The following is an 18738-nucleotide window of genomic DNA, read 5'->3' on the forward strand; positions in this document are numbered from 1 at the left end:
GGTATTGGTTATTGTTAGCAAAATTCGCTGTAAATCTTGGCCTAATGAGGGTGGAGGTATCGGGCGAAAAGCAATATAACCTGTTTTCCTATTATTGGTGCCCGAATTTTGCGTTGAAGAGGAATTGCATTCCAGCCGGCTTAAAGTCGCATTAGAAAAAAAATGGCCTTCCCGATTTGCTTATTATGCGGTGACATTACCAGAAACCCTGTTTCGACCTGAAATTGTTAATATTATTGATTGGCTTGTCGAGCAGTCTGCTCTGTCTGATGACTGCGTGGAATCATGTTCATTGGCTTGGAACTAATTTGAGTTGTTGTGATATGTCATTGTGGTTTCCTATTATTAATTGACCGCAAGAAGATCAATGGCTTTCTTGCGTACTTTGATGTTTACTTCCTTTACCGACAACACAATAAATCAATAAAATTTATTTATGCGTGTAGAAATGGACACCGTGATATTCATTTTCAATTTCTGAGAATTAATGATATTTTCATTTACTTAGCGGTATAGAGAGAAATTAAATTTTGATTCTCTATAACAGAGTAATATTTTAAATGTGAGTGATATTTTGGCAGTTAAATTATTAAATATTTATCTTGAGGGGAGATATAGCGAGATGATCTACTTATACACTGATAGTTCTCCAAATGGATATAAGATCACAATTGCTTTGGAAGAGTTGGGGTTGCCATATGTATTAAAGCATGTACGAATTGATCAGGATGAAAATAGAGAGCCTGAGTTTTTACAGTTAAATCCCCACGGGCGTATACCTGTACTTGTTGATGAAAGTACGGATGTAACGCTTTTTGAGTCGTCGGCGATTCTGCTTTATCTGGCTGCTAAAACTAACCAATTATTGCCGGAAGAATTTAAAAGCCGTTGGGAGGCGATTATGTGGTTAACGTTTCATTCTTCTAGCGTCGGGCCGATATTGGGACAACGGGTTCACTTTGAAATATTCGCGACTGAAAAAAATCATACGGCTATACAGCGCTATCGTCGCTTAACGGAAGAAGCTTTCTCTACGCTGAATAAACGGCTTAGTGATCGTCCCTTTTTGGCCGGAGATGAGTATTCCATTGCTGATATTGCCAATTTTGGCTGGATTCATATTGCCAGAATTATTGATTTTGATTTTAGTCACCATGAATATCTAAGTGCATGGCACGAACGTATTGCCTTAAGGCCCGCCGTGCAACGTGGGATTATAATACCGGAGCCGGCGACCAGTCCTTAATAAGTTGATGGTTAAGATAGAATAATGGTAGGGTGAATCGTATGCATAATATATCAAATTAAGATAGAGATCACAGATACTCAGGCAAATTTAGTGAAATCTTTCATCGAATTGTTATTATCCAATCTATACTTACTAGGCGGAAAATAAAAAGAGTAGATAGAAAAACTTAAGTGGCAATGCTCGATAGCAAGGCAAGGGGTTGTCGCGCTTTTGAAGATCGATTTACCTAAAATCAATTCTATTTCGGAGGAAATAGTTAATGTCTAGATCTAAAACAGGTGAGGAGTATATTGAAAGTCTGCGTGATGGAAGAACCATTTTTCTGAATGGAGAAAAGATCACTAATCACGTGGATCACCCTGCTTTTCGGAATGCAATTAGAACGGTAGCTTCACTTTATGATTATCAGGCAGAACACGCTGATCGAATGACGTTCGAAACTTCTGTCGGTAAACGCGTTGGTTTATATTGGGAACTTCCTACCACTCGAGAGAAATTAATTGCCAGAGGTGAGGCTGCGTATGCCTGGGCGATGCGAAGTTGTGGTTGGTTAGGTAGAAGTCCAGATCATGTTTCTGCCGCTCTTACCGGAATGATGACTTATCTGGAAGTATTTGAGGAATATTCCAAGGATAGGGCCGAGGCGTTAAAAAATTACTATTCATATGCCCGTGATAAAGATATTTATTTGGCTTTTACATTAGTCAATCCACAAGGCGATCGATCCAAAACGCCCAGTGAACATATAAAAAACGTATTTCATACTCTTGGTGTGTTGGAGGAAAAACCGCAAGGAATAATTGTTCGCGGGGCAAAGATGTTAGGAACAGCAGCCGTCCTTGCGGAAGAAGTTGTTGTTGGCGTATTTAATCCACTCAAAGAGGGTGTTGATGATAAATATGCTCTGTCTTTTGCATTACCGTTGAATACTAAGGGAATAAAAATTCTTTCCAGAAAATCCTATGAAACAGGCAGTAATAAATTTGATTCCCCTTTAGCGCATCAGTTTGACGAGAATGATGCTGTCGTTTATTTCGACGATGTTTTTGTTCCGTGGGAAAGAGTTTTTGTTTATAAAAATACGGATATGTGCCGCCGACAATTTCAGGCAACTGGCGCTGACGTTTTAATGGATGTTCAGGGTATGGCTCGGTATGCCGTTAAGCTGCATTTTTTAACGGGTTTGGCCCATCAACTTACTGAAGCTACAGGCATCAATGAGTTTCCCGCAGTTCGTGAGTCATTAGCTGAACTTGCTTGCTATGCCGCTAATATTGAAGGGCTCTTTCGTGGTTTGATTAGTAATCCTGATCGACATAATGAGTATTATATTCCCAATCGATTACAACTATATGCTTGCCAGGTTGTATTGCAGTCAACTTATCCAAAGGTGATAGAAAGCATCAGAAATCTTTCAGGTGGTGGCGTGATTATGTTACCGTCAAATTATATTGACTTAGCAAACCCAGAAATTCGTGACTTAATAGAAAAAACACAATATTCAACTTTACTGGCGCCTATTGAACGCGTGAAATTACTGAAATTAGTGTGGGATGCTATCGGGTCTGAATTTGCATCACGTCATACTCAATATGAGATGTTCTATTCAGGAGCGCATCATGTTGCTTTGTCTCGCCTTTATGATGAATATGATTGGGATTTTGCTAAGAGTATGAGCAGAGGGATTTTAGATTCTATAGATGTTAGCTGAGTTTTGTATTTAATTTAGATGCAACTAACTTGTTTTATTTTTATAATATTTGAAGGAGCGGGATAGATTACATCCCGTTTTTTTGTTATTTAATCTTTTAAAAGATGGGAGATTTAACCAATATCATCTCAGTATATGGGGTTATTTATATACCCGTTATCTTTCAAGTTGACTCTTTGTTGGCTGCATTCACTCACCCCGGTCACATAGTTATCTATGCTCCCGGGGATTCGTTCCCTTGCCGTCGCGATGCATCTTGAAATCCATAGGGTATATATCCATCCGTAAATTATTTCATCATGTTAGAGAATCATTTCTCTGAAAGGTTTTAACATGTTTATATATTGTTAATGGAAGTTAATACACAATTTATTCTATTAATAATAGTAATTGTTCTTATTCTTAAATAAGGATTTAGTGCATGATTTGCCGCGTCAAAAAATTGAATATCAATAATCAACCATTAAAAGAGAGAAAAAATGAAAATAAACATAATGATATGTGCTCTTATGGCTTCCTTTAATGTCTTTGCCTCTGAGTGTCACCAAATAAAATTTCAGCAAGACCAGCAAGCAATAAGCGGGAATTTTAATACTCAGGGAGTATCGTGTATTGAATTTAAAATGCAGCCTGAATATTATGTCCAGGGATCGGCATTGGGTATGCAGAAATTGGTAGTGCAGAAGGGTCATCAACAACATATTCGTACGCTTTTCACTGATAATCCGATAGATGCTCGTCAGTCAATTGGTTTTACTGTTCCTCGGACGGGAAAATATCGGTTGGCAGCCAAGGGCAAAGCAGGAGCGCCGTGGCAGCTTACATTGTCATTTCCACCTTATATCCCAAGGGATAATGACGCCAGACAACAACCAGAAAGCCCGCGTCTGAAACAACTCCAAGTTGAAGTCGCACAAGGAAAAAGTACCCATGCCTTCTGGCGAGAAATAACTCGCAAGGGCGCTCCGTTGATTGAAGATTATGATGATAAGAATAAGCGCGTCACTTTCCTGTGGCGTGGAGCAAAAGCGAATGTCTTTATTCTGGGGGCGCCGAGTGGCGATCATGATCCGATGTCGCATTTGGCCGGTACTGATGTTTGGTTTCACAGTTATATCGTTCCGTCAGATACTTTGATGCAATATAAATTGGCGCCGGATTTACCGCAGGTTGAAGGCACGATTGACGAACAGCGTAGGTCGATTTTAATTACTGCCCAAGCCGATCCGTTGAATAAAAATGTCGTACCGGCGATATCAGAAGATGCGTTTAACCATGATTCATTGCTGGCATTAAGACCGACTCTGTGTGATATCGCACAATTCAAACAATTGCCTTTTCAAGGAGTCACTAAACTTCATCAGCTTGAGAGTAAGATTTTGGGTAATAGTCGGGAAATTGCGATTTATCAACCGATTACTCCGATGAAACAGCCTGCTATGTTGGTGCTGTTTGATGGGAAGATTTACCGTAAACAGTATTATATTGATAGATTTTTCGATTCCCTGATTGAACAGGGCAAGATCCCGCCGATGTATGTAGTGTTTATTGATAGCCTGGATAGTGCGCGTCGAGGTCAGGAATTGCCGCCCAATCCTAATTTTGCTGAATTTATGGCGAGCGAGTTGATACCGTGGCTGGCTGCTCAGGGTATTAAAGTGCCGGCAGAACGTACCATTATTTCAGGTTCCAGTTATGGCGGATTGGCATCTTCATGGGTGGCGTTTAATCATCCTGAGTTGTTTGGCAATGTTCTCAGTATGTCTGGTTCGTATTGGTGGGCGCCTCAGGGAGAAAAGCCTGAATGGTTGACCCGTGAATTTGCCAAAGCGGAGAAAAAACCGCTGCGTTTCTATTTACAAGCGGGATTGTTTGAAACCCGTGTGGGGGAGTTGGAGGGCATTTTATATCATAATCGTCGCCTGAAAGAGACGTTATTACAGAAGGGTTATCCAGTTGAATCCAGTGAAGTTTCTAGTGGTCATAATTATATTTCGTGGTGTGAAACCTTGTACCACGGAACCCGGTCGTTGGTAGCGAAATGGTGAATGAATTTTATTTTCTTCACATAACTGTCACATAGTTTATTTAGTATCCCTTTACCAGATAGCGATGATTTTTATTCCGATTACGTTTTAATAAGGAAATCTTAATGTCGAACAAGTATACGAAAAGTTTGGTTGCAGTTATGGTTTCTGCCTTAATTTCAGGTGTTAGCTTACCGGTGTCGGCGGCTGGTGATCAAAATGTCGATCAAATTATGGCGGAAAGTCGGGCGGTAAAAGGTAATATTACGGAATTTGGCGGCGCTCGCCGTATGACTCAAAACCAGACTGAGGCATTAAAAGCAGCAATAAATAATCATAAAGCTAAGAACGTTATTTTGTTTATTGGTGATGGTATGGGGGATTCTGAGATTACTATTGCCCGTAACTATGCGGAAGGCGCGGGTGGATTTTTTAAAGGAATTGATGCCTTGCCATTTACCGGCCAATACACTCACTATTCTCTGGATAAAAAGACGCGTAAACCAAATTATGCGACGGATTCAGCCGCTTCTGCCACCGCCTGGGCTTCTGGTATAAAAACCTATAATGGCGCGTTGAGTGTCGATGTATTTGGTCAAGATCATCAAACCCTGCTTGAGCTGGCAAAAGCGAATGGTAAAGCAACAGGCAACATAACGACGGCTAGGATACAGGATGCAACGCCAGCGGCACAGTATGCGCATGTCACTGACCGTTACTGTTATGGCCCACAAGAGACAATAAAAAAATGTCCAACTAATGCGCTAGAAAATGGCGGGCGTGGTTCGATCACAGAGCAATTATTAGCGGCTCGTGCTGATATCACATTAGGTGGAGGCGCCAAGGTTTTCGCCCAGAAATCGGTTGCTGGCGCTGGTAAAGATAAAACGCTGGAACAGCAGGCACAGGAACAGGGTTATCAGTTAGTTAGGGATGCTAAATCACTGGCATCCGTTACCAGAGCGGATCAGAAAAAACCGTTATTGGGCCTGTTCCATGAAGACAATATGGACATTGCTTGGGAAGGGCCTAAAGCAGTTTATCACGGTAATATTGATAATCCCCCAGTGACTTGTAAAGTCAACTCGAAACGGAATCCTGATGCGCCGACGTTGGCGCAGATGACGGGGAAAGCCATTGATCTGTTAAAAGAACATAAGAATGGTTTCTTCTTACAAGTGGAGAGCGCTTCTATTGATAAGCAGGATCACGAAGCTAATCCTTGTGGTCAGATTGGTGAAACGGTTGAATTGGATAAGGCGGTACAAATTGGCTTGCAGTATGCGCGTAAACACGGTGATACATTAGTGATTGTCACCGCCGATCATGCTCACGCCAGTCAGATTATTGAAGCCCATATAAAATCTCCGGGGCTGACTCAGGCATTAATCACTAAAGATGGTGGGGTGATGGCGGTTAACTATGGTACTTCTGAGGGTAAGGAACAGGAACATACTGGCGCTCAACTCAGGGTGGCCGCTTATGGTCCTCAGGCAGCCAATGTTGTGGGTTTGACTGACCAGACAGATCTGTTCTTCACGATACGTGATGCGATGCAGTTAAAGTAATTTTGGGCGTGGTTGAGGAATAAAGAGTTAAGGCCGGATATTCTTCGGCCTTAATTTCTCTTCCCTCTGGCAATTGCAACTGGCTTGTACTTCACACTTTTTTGTATATGATATTGGTAATCATTATCATTTGACTGGGTGCAAGTTATGGTCAGAATTAAAGACAGAGAGAAATCGCTTTTCTGGCAGGGTATGACCAGTTTGTGGGGAATAGGTTTATCTAGCCTGGCTGGCATGCTGTTCGTCATCGTCAATCCTGGAATTGAGCAGTTCAAAATTGGGGTGGTATTAGCGATGTTGTTGACGTTGTTTATGCTGCTAAACCAGAAATCACGCCATTTTTTGTTGATACCATCAGGGTTCGCTGTGTTGTGCGCTTTATTGGCTGGAATGCATCAGTTTGGCTGTTTTTGACGTTTTATCGAAGGAAAAATGGATGAGAGGCGCAATGTAGAAAATGAAATGTAGAAAATGAACAGATTGGTGCGAAAGGAGGGACTTGAACCCTCACGTCCGTAAGGACACTAACACCTGAAGCTAGCGCGTCTACCAATTCCGCCACCCTCGCAGGTACTGTCATTTTTGTTGCCGAATTCAATCAGCGGCTGTCTGATTTGGTGCGAAGGGGGGGACTTGAACCCCCACGTCCGTAAGAACACTAACACCTGAAGCTAGCGCGTCTACCAATTCCGCCACCCTCGCAAATTCAGACAGTGCCAATCTGTTGGATTGACAGCATGGGGGCGAATTCTAGTGGTTTTTTAGCAGGCGTCAATCATTATTTATTATAGCGTTGCATGATTGCCGTAAAAATCATCATCCTTCTATTATTTTGAACCTGTCCTTGAATCAAGGACAGGCTGAGTCAATTAGAATTTTTTTGTCGCCTGATAAACCTTGAATTTCCCTGTCTGAGCAATGACTTCATGAGAGCCAAAAGTTTTATCCAGTAAATCGGGATAAGGCAGGAAGGCATTGGCGACAATCCGCAATTTTCCTCCGGGTTTGAGGTGGTTGGGAGCCTGGCGGATCAGATCATCGGCGGCCAATAAACTGGTTTTTAGTCCTTCATGGAAAGGAGGATTAGAGATAATCCAGTTGAATTTATCTTCAATATTGGAATAAACGTTACTGACAACCACATGACCTTCCAGTTTATTGGCTTTTAAGGTTGCTTTACTGGAGGCAATGGCTGCGGCATTAACATCACTGAGCGTCAGTGCTAACTCAGGATTTTTCTTACCCAATACCGCTGCCAGAACACCTGCGCCACAGGCGATATCCAGTAAATTGCCAGAGAGAGGTTTGTCAAAGGTAGAAAGCAATAAACGGCTGCCAACATCCAGTTCATCCTGGCTAAATACACCCGGTAACGTATTCACTATGACATTTTCCACCTGATAACTGTTCCACCAGTTATCCTGTTCGAACTGAACTTCATGTTCTAACTGGCCGTAGAACAGACTGCAACGACGGGCGCTGTCGATTTTTCGAAACGTTGCCATGCCTTCCATCAGCTTGTCTACACTACGTACTCCGCTACGGTTTTCTCCGACAATGAAAATATTGATGCCTTTTGGCAAAACAGAGAACAGGCTACGTAATTGAAAGCGAGCTTCTTGTTTACTTTTAGGCCAGTAGTAGATCAAGGTGTCACAGCCCTGGGTAAATGCTTTTTCGGCTACCAGGCCAAACCAGGCATGATCACCTAGAGTACGGATCAGTGATTGCCAGTGATGATATTGGTTAGTGTGCACTCGCACACTGGCAGCATCAATTTGGGTTGCCAGTGTATCCTGAATATCACCGGCGAAGAGCAGATGATGAGAGCTAAATTGCTCACGGTGACGCAAAATAACTTCACTGGCGGGGGTTAACGCAGACATTTGTCTATAAGCTCCTTCATGTTTTGTGTCCAAGTATCAGGGAATAATAAATCTAACACCCAATATTGGCGCAGATCGTGGCCTCTGATAACATGTTGCCGATTATTTTTTACAGCAGGTGGTATAAATATGGTAACCCGGCGCGACAGGTTATTAGCTCAATTGGGGATTACCCAATGGACCTTACGTAATCCGGCGGTTTTACAAGGTGAATTAGCTGTTCACTTACCTGACGCCACCCGTCTGCTGATTATTACCAATGACCACATTGATTTAACTAATTCATTATTAATAGATATTTTCACCGCTATGGGACTGGATAAATCCTCTGTTTACTGCATTACAGCAAATAATGTTGCAATGTTACCGGAACAGGTCAAGTGTCCATATTGGCTGTTGGGTGTGGATATTACACTATCATGGCCGGGAATTTCTTTGAGAAGCCCGGCATTAAATGATTTATATTTTGATGGACAGGCAAAACGTTCTCTCTGGCAACAGATTTCTCAACATGAACAACATTTCTCTATTAATGCCCGCTGATCTCCCGCCCGCTTTTTTGGTGGAGAAAGCCAGTCATGCGTTCCCGTGGAGTGAAAAAACATTTTTCAGCAATCAGGGTGAGCGGTATTTGAATTATAAGCTTGCGATTAAGGAACAACTTATTGGCTTTGCGATAACCCAAGTGATATTAGATGAAGCAACCCTGTTTAATATTGCTGTTCATCCTGACTATCAAGGTAAAGGTTATGGTAAAGCATTATTAGAATATTTAATCTCAATTCTGCCGGGTAAAGGGGTGAATACCTTATGGTTAGAAGTCAGACAATCGAATCATTCCGCTATTAGATTGTATGAACAATCAGGGTTTAACCAAGTCTCTGTTCGTAAGCGTTACTACCCTACTGCGACAGGTAAAGAAGATGCCATCATCATGGCGCTGCCGTTATTTGCCTAATAAGCGCTATAAAATTGATTGATTGTTTATAACGCCGATTTCAGCGAAAATGAGCGCCAATTTTTCATTCACCCACGGGTTTGGCAACGGTTTTCCTTGCGGGGAAACGTCTGATGTTGACTACAAGCCCGTATAGAAAGCAGAAGATTGTTATTGATGTCAAATTCCCCTTTTCAGCAGGAAGTCGCTAAACGGCGAACTTTTGCTATCATTTCTCACCCTGACGCAGGGAAAACGACGATTACTGAAAAAGTGTTGCTGTTTGGACAGGCGATTCAGAAAGCCGGTACGGTGAAAGGTCGTGGTTCAAACCAGCACGCGAAATCTGACTGGATGGAAATGGAGAAACAGCGTGGTATTTCCATTACCACTTCTGTGATGCAGTTTCCTTATCAAGATTGTCTGGTTAACCTGTTGGATACGCCCGGGCATGAAGATTTCTCCGAAGATACTTATCGTACATTGACGGCGGTTGACTGTTGCTTGATGGTCATTGATGCCGCTAAAGGGGTTGAGGATCGGACACGTAAATTGATGGAAGTGACCCGTCTGCGCGATACCCCGATTCTAACGTTCATGAACAAGCTTGACCGCGATATCCGTGATCCAATGGAACTGATGGATGAAGTGGAAAATGAGTTGAATATCGCTTGTTGTCCGATTACCTGGCCGATTGGCTGCGGTAAGTCTTTTAAAGGGGTTTATCACCTCTATCTTGATGAAACTTACCTGTATCAGACCGGAAAGGGGCATACGATTCAGGAAGTCCGCGCAATTAAGGGGCTGGATAATCCTGAACTGGATGCCGTGATTGGTGAAGATTTGGCTGAACAGTTGCGTCAGGAACTGGAACTGGTGCAGGGGGCTTCCCATGAGTTTGATCATCAGGCATTTTTGCAAGGTGAACTGACACCGGTATTTTTCGGTACGGCGCTGGGTAACTTCGGCGTTAATCATATGCTGGATGGTTTGGTGAAATGGGCGCCTGCGCCGATGCCGCGTCAGACAGATGTTCGTCAAGTTTCCGCTCAGGAAGATAAATTTACCGGATTTATCTTTAAAATCCAGGCCAATATGGACCCTAAACACCGTGACCGCGTGGCTTTCTTACGTATTGTGTCAGGTAAATATGAAAAGGGCATGAAGCTACATCAGGTCAGAATTAAGAAAGATGTGGTGATTGCTGATGCGCTGACATTTATGGCGGGCGATCGCTCTCATGTGGATCATGCCTATCCGGGAGATATTATCGGTTTGCATAACCACGGGACAATTCAGATTGGTGATACCTTTACTCAAGGGGAAGATCTGAAATTTACCGGTATTCCTAACTTTGCGCCGGAATTATTCCGTCGTATTCGCTTGCGTGATCCTCTGAAACAGAAGCAACTGCTGAAAGGATTGGTTCAATTATCTGAGGAAGGCGCTGTACAGGTATTCCGTCCACTGACAAATAACGATTTGATTGTGGGAGCCGTTGGTATTCTCCAGTTTGATGTGGTTGTTGCCCGTTTAAAAAGCGAATATAACGTTGAAGCTTTATATGAACCGGTAAACGTCTCAACGGCGCGTTGGGTTGAGTGTCATGACGCTAAGAAGCTGGAAGAGTTTAAGAGTAAGAATGAGCAAAATCTGGCGCTCGATGGTGGCGACAACCTGACTTATATTGCTCCAACGATGGTTAACCTAAATCTGACGGGTGAACGTTATCCTGACGTCAATTTCCGTAAAACGCGGGAACATTAATATTTTTAAGGCTAACAATGAGTTAGCCTTTTTCTTTACAAAAATATATGTAACACAAGAATAATTTATAATTTAGTCGGCAAGATCCGACTTACTTTTATAGCGCTTTGCTTTATTTTCCTGTTATTATTTCCTCGGTCTTTACTGTAATGCTGTTTTTATTTTCCGATTTTATTGGAAGGGATAACCTATTTTCTAATCCTAACGAGGATTGTGATTCTGTTTAGATGACTTAGGTTATGTTGTGCAAAGAGATGTGTAAAGACAGCTTGAATGGCTTTATAGATTCAGAAATCTAACCGACAATTAAGGAAGGTATAGAATGAAGAATGTTAAATTGGCTCACTTGTTGGTGGCTATTGCCTTGGGTACCACTTTAGTTAGCAATAGTGTACTGGCGGAGGAGTCTTTTAAAAATAAAGCGACACAAGCACTCGACAGTGCTGGTCAGAAAATCGATGATTCAATGAAAAACATCGATGGTTATATGGGTGATAGTGCTACCACAGCGAAGATTAAAAGTGAGTTGTTGGCGGCAAAAGGGATCAACAGTAGTGATATCTCAGTAAAAACAGAGGGGAGAATCGTTTATATTTCTGGCTTTGTGAAAAGCGAGAAACAATCCAGAGAAATTATAGAAATTATCTCTAAAGTGAAAGGGGTCAAGTCGATTCAAAATGGTCTGACCATAAAAAAATAATATATTTTGTTAATTGAGTGGTTGTTTTCCATTCAAATAATTTTTGTTGTACTAATCGAATAGCGCTAATCGAATAGTACTAACCGGATATGCGCCCTCACCAGGGGCCTTTTATCAAAATATTGACCACGTAGCACCATAATATAATGACGGATAATAACTTTCCAAGTTATGCTCTCTATCCGTCATTTATTTTCTTGGGGGTTGTGTGGGGAAACGTATACCGATAACGTTGGGGAATATTGATCTATTATCCTATAAATATAAGTCGTCTATTAAATCTGGAAAGGTTGCGCTTGTTTGTGAAGGTGGAGGGCAGCGCGGTATTTTTACCGCAGGTGTGCTGGATGAATTTATGCGTGTCGAATTCAACCCGTTTGATCTACTGCTTGGTACTTCGGCAGGCGCTCAGAACCTTTCAGCTTATATTTGTGGGCAGCGTGGATATGCCCGGCGTGCTATCAGTCGCTATACAACCAATCCAGCCTTCTTTAACCCGTTGCGTTTTGTACGTGGTGGTCATTTAGTTGATTTAGATTGGTTTGTGCAGACCGCTTTTCAGCACCTGCCATTGGATATCCCGACAGCTTTACGTAAATTTGCAGCAGGATGTGAATTTTATACGTGTGCATGTCGTTCAGATAATTTTGAACCTACCTATTTCCAACCTGATGAAAATAACTGGCTGGAAGTGATTAAGGCATCAAGCGCCATTCCTGGGTTTTATCGCAATGGCGTGACGATCAATGATGTTGTTTATTATGACGGCGGCATCAGTGATGCTATTCCAGTAGAAGAGGCGTATCGGCGTGGTGCTGATACCATAGTGGTAATCCGCACAGTCCCTTCACAGCTCTATTACACGCCTGATTGGGTGCAACGAATGGAACGTTGGTTGGGAGATAGTGGCTTGCAAAAGATGGTACGGATGCTACAACAACATGCGAAAAGCTACCACCGCATCCAGAAATTTATTGAAAATCCACCTGATGATGTACAGATTTTTGAGATCTACCCGCCAGCCCCCTTAACTAGCAGTGCATTAGGTAGCCGTTTGCCGGCACTGAATAGGGATTATTACCTTGGGCGTCGTTGTGGGCGCTATTTCTTGGAGACAGTTGGTCACTTATTTATTGGTAATAAGTTTACCCTTACTCAGGATAACAACGACCATTTAAGCGGTAGCACTTTGTGCCAGAAAGAAGAAAACAGGACATTGGCTGCGTTACCGACCGCCTTAGCTGCATCGTCAGAACAAGATTAATAACGGATAGTTTCATGTTTATTGATACCCATTGCCATTTTGATTTCCCGCCGTTTCGTGGTGATGAACAGCAGAGCCTGCAACGAGCGGCACAGGTTGGAGTGGATAAAATTATTGTTCCTGCTATCAGTAGGGCAAATTTGCAGCGGGTATCTGAATTGGCTCATTCTTATCCAGCAATTTATGCTGCGTTGGGTTTGCATCCTCTTTATGTCGATCAACATCAGGAAGCGCATCTTGCGGATCTGGAACAATTTCTGCAACAGAAACACGAAAGGCTGGTGGCAGTTGGGGAAATTGGGCTTGATCTCTATATGGCTGAACCGCAGTTTGAAAAGCAGAAAGCATTGTTATGTGCTCAATTGCGGTTAGCAAAACAGTATGAATTACCGGTTATCCTTCATTCCCGAAAAAGCCATGATCAACTGGCCGCGATGCTAAGAAAAATCAACCTTCCCTGTACCGGTGTAGTACACGGATTTGCGGGTAGCTTATCGCAGGCAGAGGCTTTTATCAGTTTGGGATATTACATTGGGGTAGGGGGAACCATTACTTATGCAAGAGCGCAGAAAACACGTCGCGTAATGGCTGAACTTCCATTAACGTCTCTGGTATTGGAAACTGATGCCCCGGATATGCCGCTTTTCGGCTTTCAGGGAGAGCCTAACCGACCGGAAAGAATTGCCGGAGTTTTTGCTTCATTATGTGAGCTTCGTTGCGAATCTCCTGATGAAATTGCTAACCAACTTTATCATAACAGTATTAAATTGTTTCGATTGGTTATATGATTTATAGAGTGATTTTAACCATCGTTAGCAAAGGTGTGGTTAACTGAAATTGGATAAAATGATGGCGGATTAATACTCAAGGCGTCGAAGCTATGATATTTTCAATTAAAAAAACGGTACCCCAACCGTGAGTATTAGTTACCTAACGTTTGAGGCGCCGTCCATTTTTTAAATAATCTTGAGAAATTTTACCCGTGTATTGCATAAACCAACGGTACAGTTATTCGTAAAATCTGCTTTTACTTAAATATTAACCATACCACCATCGATAATAATGTCAGTTCCCAACAAAAATTTAGACTCATCTGAAGCGAGGAAAACGGCCACATCTGCGACATCCGCCGGGGTTCCTAGATGTCCGGCTGGAATCATAGCGCTCACTTCCTGATATACACGTTGAGTATTGTTTATCCCTAATTTGTCGAATGCCGGAGTCATTATTGGGCCGGGGCTAATACTATTAACTCGAATCTGACGATCTACAAATTCCGCAGCTAAAGCGCGTCCCATAGCTAATAAAGCGCCTTTGCTTGCTGAATAAGTCGCACTTGTTCCACTTTTACCGATATGACCACTGACTGAGCCGGACAGAATGATAGAAGAGGGTCTCGCAAGAAGAGGGAGCATGGATTGTAAGAGGAAAAACGGCCCTTTTAAATTAATCGACATGAGGCGATCAAAACCCTCTTCACTTTCTTCTTCTAATTTATGACTCGTCACAATTCCGGCATTAAGAAAAAGCGCATCAATCTGCGGCCAGCGCTCTTTAATGGTATCCCTTAAGATTACTTGTGATGCCAAAGACCCTGCGTCACTGGGTATAACCCAAACATCCTTGCCAAAGAATCTCTGGGCAAAATCCAATGTCTGCGGATTGTTTCCAGTAATTGCGACATGAGCTCCTTCTGCATGGAATTTTTTTGCTGTTTCGAAACCAATACCGGTTGTTCCTCCGGTGATTAAGGTATATTTCCCCGATAGTCTAAACATGATTGTTTCATTCCTCTTAAAAGATGCATATATATCCTGCTAAATTCAAAGTTCTTCACGAACTGCAAGACCCAGGTTTTGCAACATGGGCGTATTCTCCAGGTTGTAATCCTCCTAATGTCATACTCGAAACTTTGCTGGGTAAATTAACCATAGCCACTTTATGACGTCTTTCATTTGAGAAATTCAAATCTTGGCTAATTTCAGAATTTAATACATTTTCATGAATTAATTGCTTTGGTTTATCTTCAATTAATTCATCAGGAACTTTATTAAAATCTCCCGAGGAGAAATGATTCATTTTCACCATAATTACCTCTAATATCGCCTCTTATTCCAAAATTTGCATTTTTTTACTATTTTGAAATAACGTTAAAAACACTTTATTTTAAAAGTAACTTAGCCATATTTTTTGCCAGGCGTTGATCATGCTCTCTATTATCCCGGCAATACCATGCGATATGTCCATCAGGTCTGACAAGAACACAGGCGTTTTCATCAAAATGACAGCGGCCATAAAAATCACCATAAATGTCGTTAATTTCTTCGCCAGGACCAATAATATATGCATTTATTTTGCAAGCATGTTCTTGGTTATATTTTTCTACTGCCGAAATCCATTTTTTCCCTACTATTCCGGTGAGCAATGAAAATTTCCCATGACCAACCAAATTAATTGAAGATATAATTTTTCCCTTTTGGCTTAACCAAACATGTGGAATTCGTGCGCCAGGTGTAAATGTAGAGTGATACATGAAAAATAGATCGTCACTTTTTTCTTCTTCGTTAGAAACTCTTTCGCTCAAAATAGCCGCCGATCTATAACATTGGTTTAGCTCAGCTCCGTGTCCATTAAGCTCATAGTTCTTTAATCTTAATGCCTTATAAAATCTATTCCTTCTCGTTACGCCAATATCATCATCAGAGGAAAGAAATTCTGCGGTAGAGACTGTAGGTTTATCCAACCCCAATGAAAGACTCAGTTCTTGGCTTTCACTGATACTTTGCATTGCTCGGGCAACAACTGCTTTTCCTACTGGAACTCTCTCTTGACTATAAGTTTCTAATAATTCCTGTCCTGCATAATGTTTGAGAACATAGGCAAGTTTCCAACATAAATTATAAGAATCTTGAATAGAAGTATTAGATCCCAACCCATTATTGGGTGGATGCCGATGAACAGCATCGCCAACACAAAATATGCGTTGATTAGAATACTCCTCCGCATACATATTATTTACCGTCCAGGTCGATATTGACTTAATATCTATATCCACATCATAATCGCCGATAAGCTTTTTAAGAATATTGACCGCATCATTCTCGGTAATTATGGGCGGCGGTTGAGTGATGTCGTAATTCCATACTCCCAACCACTCTTTCCACGGACGCACCATTCTTAATGCACCCAGGCCAATTCCACCAGAAATAGCTTCATTATTGAAAATGAGAAATAACGCGCCGGGCCGATGAGAAACTAAAGCAGATAGATCAGCGTCAAAGAAAATATTTATACAGCCAGCAAGATCCAATTCGCCTTTCATCGGCAGTTGTGCATCGGAACAAACTTTACTTCTGGCGCCATCAGCCCCAATAAGATATTTAGCCCGTATTTGATACTCGCGCTTTTCTAAGCGATCAAAAGCCGTTACCGTAATACCTTGTTTATCTTGTGTGGCCTGTATATATTCTGACGAAAACTTAACATGTGCTCCATTTTTAATAGCACGGCCAATCAATATCGGTTCAAGGTAGGTTTGCGGTATATCACAGATACTAAATGGACTCGCTATTTTATAATCACTTAAACGTTCTGGATGCGCTCCCCATGATTTTATTCTCGCAATTTCGTTTCCTGCCAATGTCTCGCAGAATATACTATTGCCCATTACCTCATTTAGTACTGAACTTGCCATTAATTCATCACCAACACCAAACTCCGATAATATTTCTATTGTCCTCTGATTTGTTATATGCGCACGAGGTGTATTAGCCAACCACCGATGTTTAGTGATGACCATTGTATTAATCCCATAACTACTCAGAAACAAAGCTGCTGCGGAGCCAGAAGGGCCACTACCTACGATAACAACATCTGTCTCAATCATAATATTATGTTCCGTATTTAATTCATGTTAATACCATATCCCCGGAAAATTATCTCTTATTTACCTATAATCTTATCCAGCATTGAACCTATATTGTTCGGAACCTTATCGCCTTTCCAGGCAATATATTGGTCGGGACGTACTAAAAGGAGCCTTGCTTGATATAATTGCCAAGCATCACTACCGGAAAGATCAATAATCTTGATCGGAATTTTACGTTGATATGCCTGATCTAATAGTTCAGATACCTCTGGGAAATAAGCCCCTACCCGAAGTAAGCTAAATCCAGTGCCTAAAATATCGAATAGCGATATTTTTGTTCCAGGAACCGGTGTGAGCCACAGATGCGGCAATCGGCCTCCTGGCACATGACTTGGCTGATAATGAATAAAGTCATCATCCGGTATTGGCGCACTATTAATAATGTGGGGAGAATGGTCATATCTGGCGCCAAGTTCAACACCAATAGAAGAAAATTGACTGCGGAAAGTACTTAGCTCAATCCCCATTTTTTTGCGGGCCAAATTCCCTGCGGAATCTGCATCTTCTAGATTTGTCGGTATGGATAATGATGAGACCCGCTGCGTTAAAAAACGGGCGGCAGCGGTATTTCTCAATGCAATTGGGCGGCGTTCGCTTTCATAAGAATCCATTAACGCATTACCTGCCCAACCCTTGATAGACGCAGCAAGTTTCCAGGCTAAATTACTCGTATCATCAATGCCAGTATTCATGCCAAAGCCGCCGGTAGGCGAAAATAAATGAGCGGAGTCGCCTGCTAAATATATTTTGCCGTCAGAGAATCTTTCAGCGACAAGCGCCACGCCGCCTTTCCATACCGAATTACTCAGAACGGATACTTCAATATCTGAGCCTATTCCTGCCTGAGCTATGCGAATTAATTCCGACTCATTGATAGCTTTTCCATGTTCACTTTGAGTCATAAGTAAAAAATCATCTTTGCCATCCAGGCTGATAAATAACATTCTCAACATCGGGCAGATGATATTGTACATCCAAGATTCTTTGTCTTTTAATATCCCTTGGTGAAGCCTAGGGATACGGATATAACTGGATATCATGCCGCCAGTCAGAAAACCTATTTTAGCTTCAACCGTTCCTTCATATGCGATACCAAGCTTGGAACGAACAAAACTTTGTCCACCATCGCAGCCAATCATATAGCTTGTGTGCCAGACTTCATCGGGATGTTTTCCCTGAATACACTCTGCATAAAGTTTTACGTCATCTTTAAGCTGGATAAAATCTTTAACGCGCCAGCCATATTTCATGGTGATATTTGGACGACTACGGGCATGTTGTAGTAAAAACTTTTCAACATACATTTGGTTGACCCGCATCAAGGGTTCTGGAACGGGATCGGTCGAAATAGCATGTTGGAGCCTGGATATTTTCTGTATTCCTGACGGCATATTGATACGAGCGAGTTCCCATCCATTAAGCCGGGTAAAATATGACACATCCAGCGGAAACTCTTTTGGCAATCCTAATGCCCGAATAGCTTGAGATATCCCTAAACGACGATAATGTTCCATCGTGCGAGCATTATGGGTATTACCCTTGGGGTGCCATCGGGTTTCCTCGTCCAAATTAAAAATAACCGAACGAATACCGTATAAATCCAGAAATAAAGCCAGCATTAAGCCAACGGGTCCGCCGCCGACGATGGCTACTGGAGATTCATTTTCTAAAGTCAAAATTAACCCTCCTTAATCATGACCC

At 41.9% G+C, this 18738-nt stretch carries 17 protein-coding genes and 2 tRNA genes; 12 read left to right on the plus strand and 7 right to left on the minus strand.

Features of this window, described 5'->3' with window-relative positions; all coding sequences use genetic code 11:
- Positions 1-124 precede the first annotated feature (124 nt).
- The 6 genes from V2H77_RS17765 to V2H77_RS17790 all read left to right on the plus strand — a co-directional run bounded on the left by V2H77_RS17765 (position 125) and on the right by V2H77_RS17790 (position 6969).
- Entirely contained in the window at positions 125-307 is a 183-nt protein-coding gene (locus V2H77_RS17765; RefSeq protein WP_341499857.1) for a hypothetical protein, read from the plus strand.
- A gap of 315 nt (positions 308-622) precedes the next feature.
- Positions 623-1246 (plus strand): glutathione S-transferase family protein, encoded by a 624-nt coding sequence (locus V2H77_RS17770; RefSeq protein ID WP_341499858.1) that lies wholly within the window; start codon positions 623-625, stop codon positions 1244-1246.
- Between the two features lie 262 nt (positions 1247-1508).
- Positions 1509-2960 carry a 4-hydroxyphenylacetate 3-hydroxylase family protein gene (locus tag V2H77_RS17775; RefSeq protein WP_265378925.1) on the plus strand — a complete coding sequence of 484 codons (1452 nt, stop codon included), beginning with the start codon at positions 1509-1511 and terminating at the stop codon, positions 2958-2960.
- A gap of 509 nt (positions 2961-3469) precedes the next feature.
- Positions 3470-5008: an alpha/beta hydrolase-fold protein gene (locus V2H77_RS17780; RefSeq protein WP_341499859.1), complete on the plus strand. Its 1539-nt coding sequence runs from the start codon at positions 3470-3472 to the stop codon at positions 5006-5008.
- A gap of 104 nt (positions 5009-5112) precedes the next feature.
- The gene (gene phoA, locus V2H77_RS17785; protein WP_341499860.1) at positions 5113-6555 is read left to right on the plus strand and encodes an alkaline phosphatase; all 1443 of its coding nucleotides are present in this window, start codon (positions 5113-5115) and stop codon (positions 6553-6555) included.
- 147 nt (positions 6556-6702) lie between these two features.
- Positions 6703-6969, plus strand: a complete 267-nt coding sequence (locus V2H77_RS17790; RefSeq protein WP_341499861.1) for a DUF1435 family protein — start codon at positions 6703-6705, stop codon at positions 6967-6969.
- A gap of 67 nt (positions 6970-7036) precedes the next feature.
- Here V2H77_RS17790 and V2H77_RS17795 read toward each other — a convergent pair.
- The 3 genes from V2H77_RS17795 to rsmC all read right to left on the minus strand — a co-directional run bounded on the left by V2H77_RS17795 (position 7037) and on the right by rsmC (position 8441).
- A tRNA-Leu gene (locus V2H77_RS17795) sits at positions 7037-7123 on the minus strand.
- Positions 7124-7170: 47 nt separating this feature from the next.
- A tRNA-Leu gene (locus tag V2H77_RS17800) sits at positions 7171-7257 on the minus strand.
- A gap of 167 nt (positions 7258-7424) precedes the next feature.
- The gene (gene rsmC / locus V2H77_RS17805; protein WP_265378937.1) at positions 7425-8441 is read right to left on the minus strand and encodes a 16S rRNA (guanine(1207)-N(2))-methyltransferase RsmC; all 1017 of its coding nucleotides are present in this window, start codon (positions 8439-8441) and stop codon (positions 7425-7427) included.
- Between the two features lie 129 nt (positions 8442-8570).
- Here rsmC and V2H77_RS17810 point away from each other — a divergent pair, with 129 nt between their 5' ends.
- The 6 genes from V2H77_RS17810 to V2H77_RS17835 all read left to right on the plus strand — a co-directional run bounded on the left by V2H77_RS17810 (position 8571) and on the right by V2H77_RS17835 (position 13897).
- Positions 8571-8984 (plus strand): DNA polymerase III subunit psi, encoded by a 414-nt coding sequence (locus V2H77_RS17810; RefSeq protein ID WP_341499862.1) that lies wholly within the window; start codon positions 8571-8573, stop codon positions 8982-8984.
- A complete protein-coding gene (gene rimI / locus V2H77_RS17815) occupies positions 8953-9399 on the plus strand; it encodes a ribosomal protein S18-alanine N-acetyltransferase (RefSeq protein WP_341499863.1) in 447 nt (148 codons plus the stop codon). Before V2H77_RS17810 ends, rimI begins: the two co-directional genes overlap by 32 nt.
- 156 nt (positions 9400-9555) lie before the next feature.
- Positions 9556-11145, plus strand: coding sequence for a peptide chain release factor 3 (gene prfC, locus V2H77_RS17820; protein ID WP_341499864.1), 1590 nt, complete (start codon positions 9556-9558; stop codon positions 11143-11145).
- Positions 11146-11467: 322 nt separating this feature from the next.
- Positions 11468-11845: a BON domain-containing protein gene (locus V2H77_RS17825; protein ID WP_341499865.1), complete on the plus strand. Its 378-nt coding sequence runs from the start codon at positions 11468-11470 to the stop codon at positions 11843-11845.
- Positions 11846-12053: 208 nt separating this feature from the next.
- Entirely contained in the window at positions 12054-13109 is a 1056-nt protein-coding gene (locus V2H77_RS17830; protein WP_341499866.1) for a patatin-like phospholipase family protein, read from the plus strand.
- A gap of 14 nt (positions 13110-13123) precedes the next feature.
- Positions 13124-13897 (plus strand): TatD family hydrolase, encoded by a 774-nt coding sequence (locus tag V2H77_RS17835; protein WP_341499867.1) that lies wholly within the window; start codon positions 13124-13126, stop codon positions 13895-13897.
- 243 nt (positions 13898-14140) lie between these two features.
- On the opposite strand, the gene V2H77_RS17840 is transcribed toward V2H77_RS17835, so the two are convergent.
- The 4 genes from V2H77_RS17840 to V2H77_RS17855 all read right to left on the minus strand — a co-directional run bounded on the left by V2H77_RS17840 (position 14141) and on the right by V2H77_RS17855 (position 18713).
- Positions 14141-14887 carry an SDR family oxidoreductase gene (locus V2H77_RS17840; RefSeq protein ID WP_341499868.1) on the minus strand — a complete coding sequence of 249 codons (747 nt, stop codon included), beginning with the start codon at positions 14885-14887 and terminating at the stop codon, positions 14141-14143.
- A gap of 55 nt (positions 14888-14942) precedes the next feature.
- Positions 14943-15197, minus strand: coding sequence for a hypothetical protein (locus V2H77_RS17845; protein WP_341499869.1), 255 nt, complete (start codon positions 15195-15197; stop codon positions 14943-14945).
- 73 nt (positions 15198-15270) lie between these two features.
- On the minus strand, positions 15271-16995 hold the full coding sequence (locus V2H77_RS17850) for an FAD-dependent oxidoreductase (RefSeq protein WP_341499870.1): 1725 nt from the start codon (positions 16993-16995) through the stop codon (positions 15271-15273).
- A 56-nt stretch (positions 16996-17051) separates the two neighbouring features.
- Positions 17052-18713 (minus strand): FAD-dependent oxidoreductase, encoded by a 1662-nt coding sequence (locus tag V2H77_RS17855; RefSeq protein ID WP_341499871.1) that lies wholly within the window; start codon positions 18711-18713, stop codon positions 17052-17054.
- Positions 18714-18738 lie beyond the last annotated feature (25 nt).

The sequence above is a fragment of the Photorhabdus sp. P32 genome (genome assembly GCF_038085095.1).
Lineage (GTDB): Bacteria > Pseudomonadota > Gammaproteobacteria > Enterobacterales > Enterobacteriaceae > Photorhabdus > Photorhabdus luminescens.

Bases quoted from the DNA above. Each gene is read 5' to 3' on its own strand.
- V2H77_RS17770 (WP_341499858.1), top strand. From the start codon at position 623: ATGATCTACTTATACACTGATAGTTCTCCAAATGGATATAAGATCACA.
- V2H77_RS17845 (WP_341499869.1), bottom strand. From the start codon at position 15,197: ATGGTGAAAATGAATCATTTCTCCTCGGGAGATTTTAATAAAGTTCCT.
- V2H77_RS17840 (WP_341499868.1), bottom strand. From the start codon at position 14,887: ATGTTTAGACTATCGGGGAAATATACCTTAATCACCGGAGGAACAACC.
- V2H77_RS17775 (WP_265378925.1), top strand. From the start codon at position 1,509: ATGTCTAGATCTAAAACAGGTGAGGAGTATATTGAAAGTCTGCGTGAT.
- V2H77_RS17780 (WP_341499859.1), top strand. From the start codon at position 3,470: ATGGCTTCCTTTAATGTCTTTGCCTCTGAGTGTCACCAAATAAAATTT.
- phoA (WP_341499860.1), top strand. From the start codon at position 5,113: ATGTCGAACAAGTATACGAAAAGTTTGGTTGCAGTTATGGTTTCTGCC.
- V2H77_RS17835 (WP_341499867.1), top strand. From the start codon at position 13,124: ATGTTTATTGATACCCATTGCCATTTTGATTTCCCGCCGTTTCGTGGT.
- V2H77_RS17850 (WP_341499870.1), bottom strand. From the start codon at position 16,995: ATGATTGAGACAGATGTTGTTATCGTAGGTAGTGGCCCTTCTGGCTCC.
- prfC (WP_341499864.1), top strand. From the start codon at position 9,556: ATGTCAAATTCCCCTTTTCAGCAGGAAGTCGCTAAACGGCGAACTTTT.
- V2H77_RS17790 (WP_341499861.1), top strand. From the start codon at position 6,703: ATGGTCAGAATTAAAGACAGAGAGAAATCGCTTTTCTGGCAGGGTATG.
- rimI (WP_341499863.1), top strand. From the start codon at position 8,953: ATGAACAACATTTCTCTATTAATGCCCGCTGATCTCCCGCCCGCTTTT.
- V2H77_RS17825 (WP_341499865.1), top strand. From the start codon at position 11,468: ATGAAGAATGTTAAATTGGCTCACTTGTTGGTGGCTATTGCCTTGGGT.
- rsmC (WP_265378937.1), bottom strand. From the start codon at position 8,441: ATGTCTGCGTTAACCCCCGCCAGTGAAGTTATTTTGCGTCACCGTGAG.
- V2H77_RS17810 (WP_341499862.1), top strand. From the start codon at position 8,571: ATGGTAACCCGGCGCGACAGGTTATTAGCTCAATTGGGGATTACCCAA.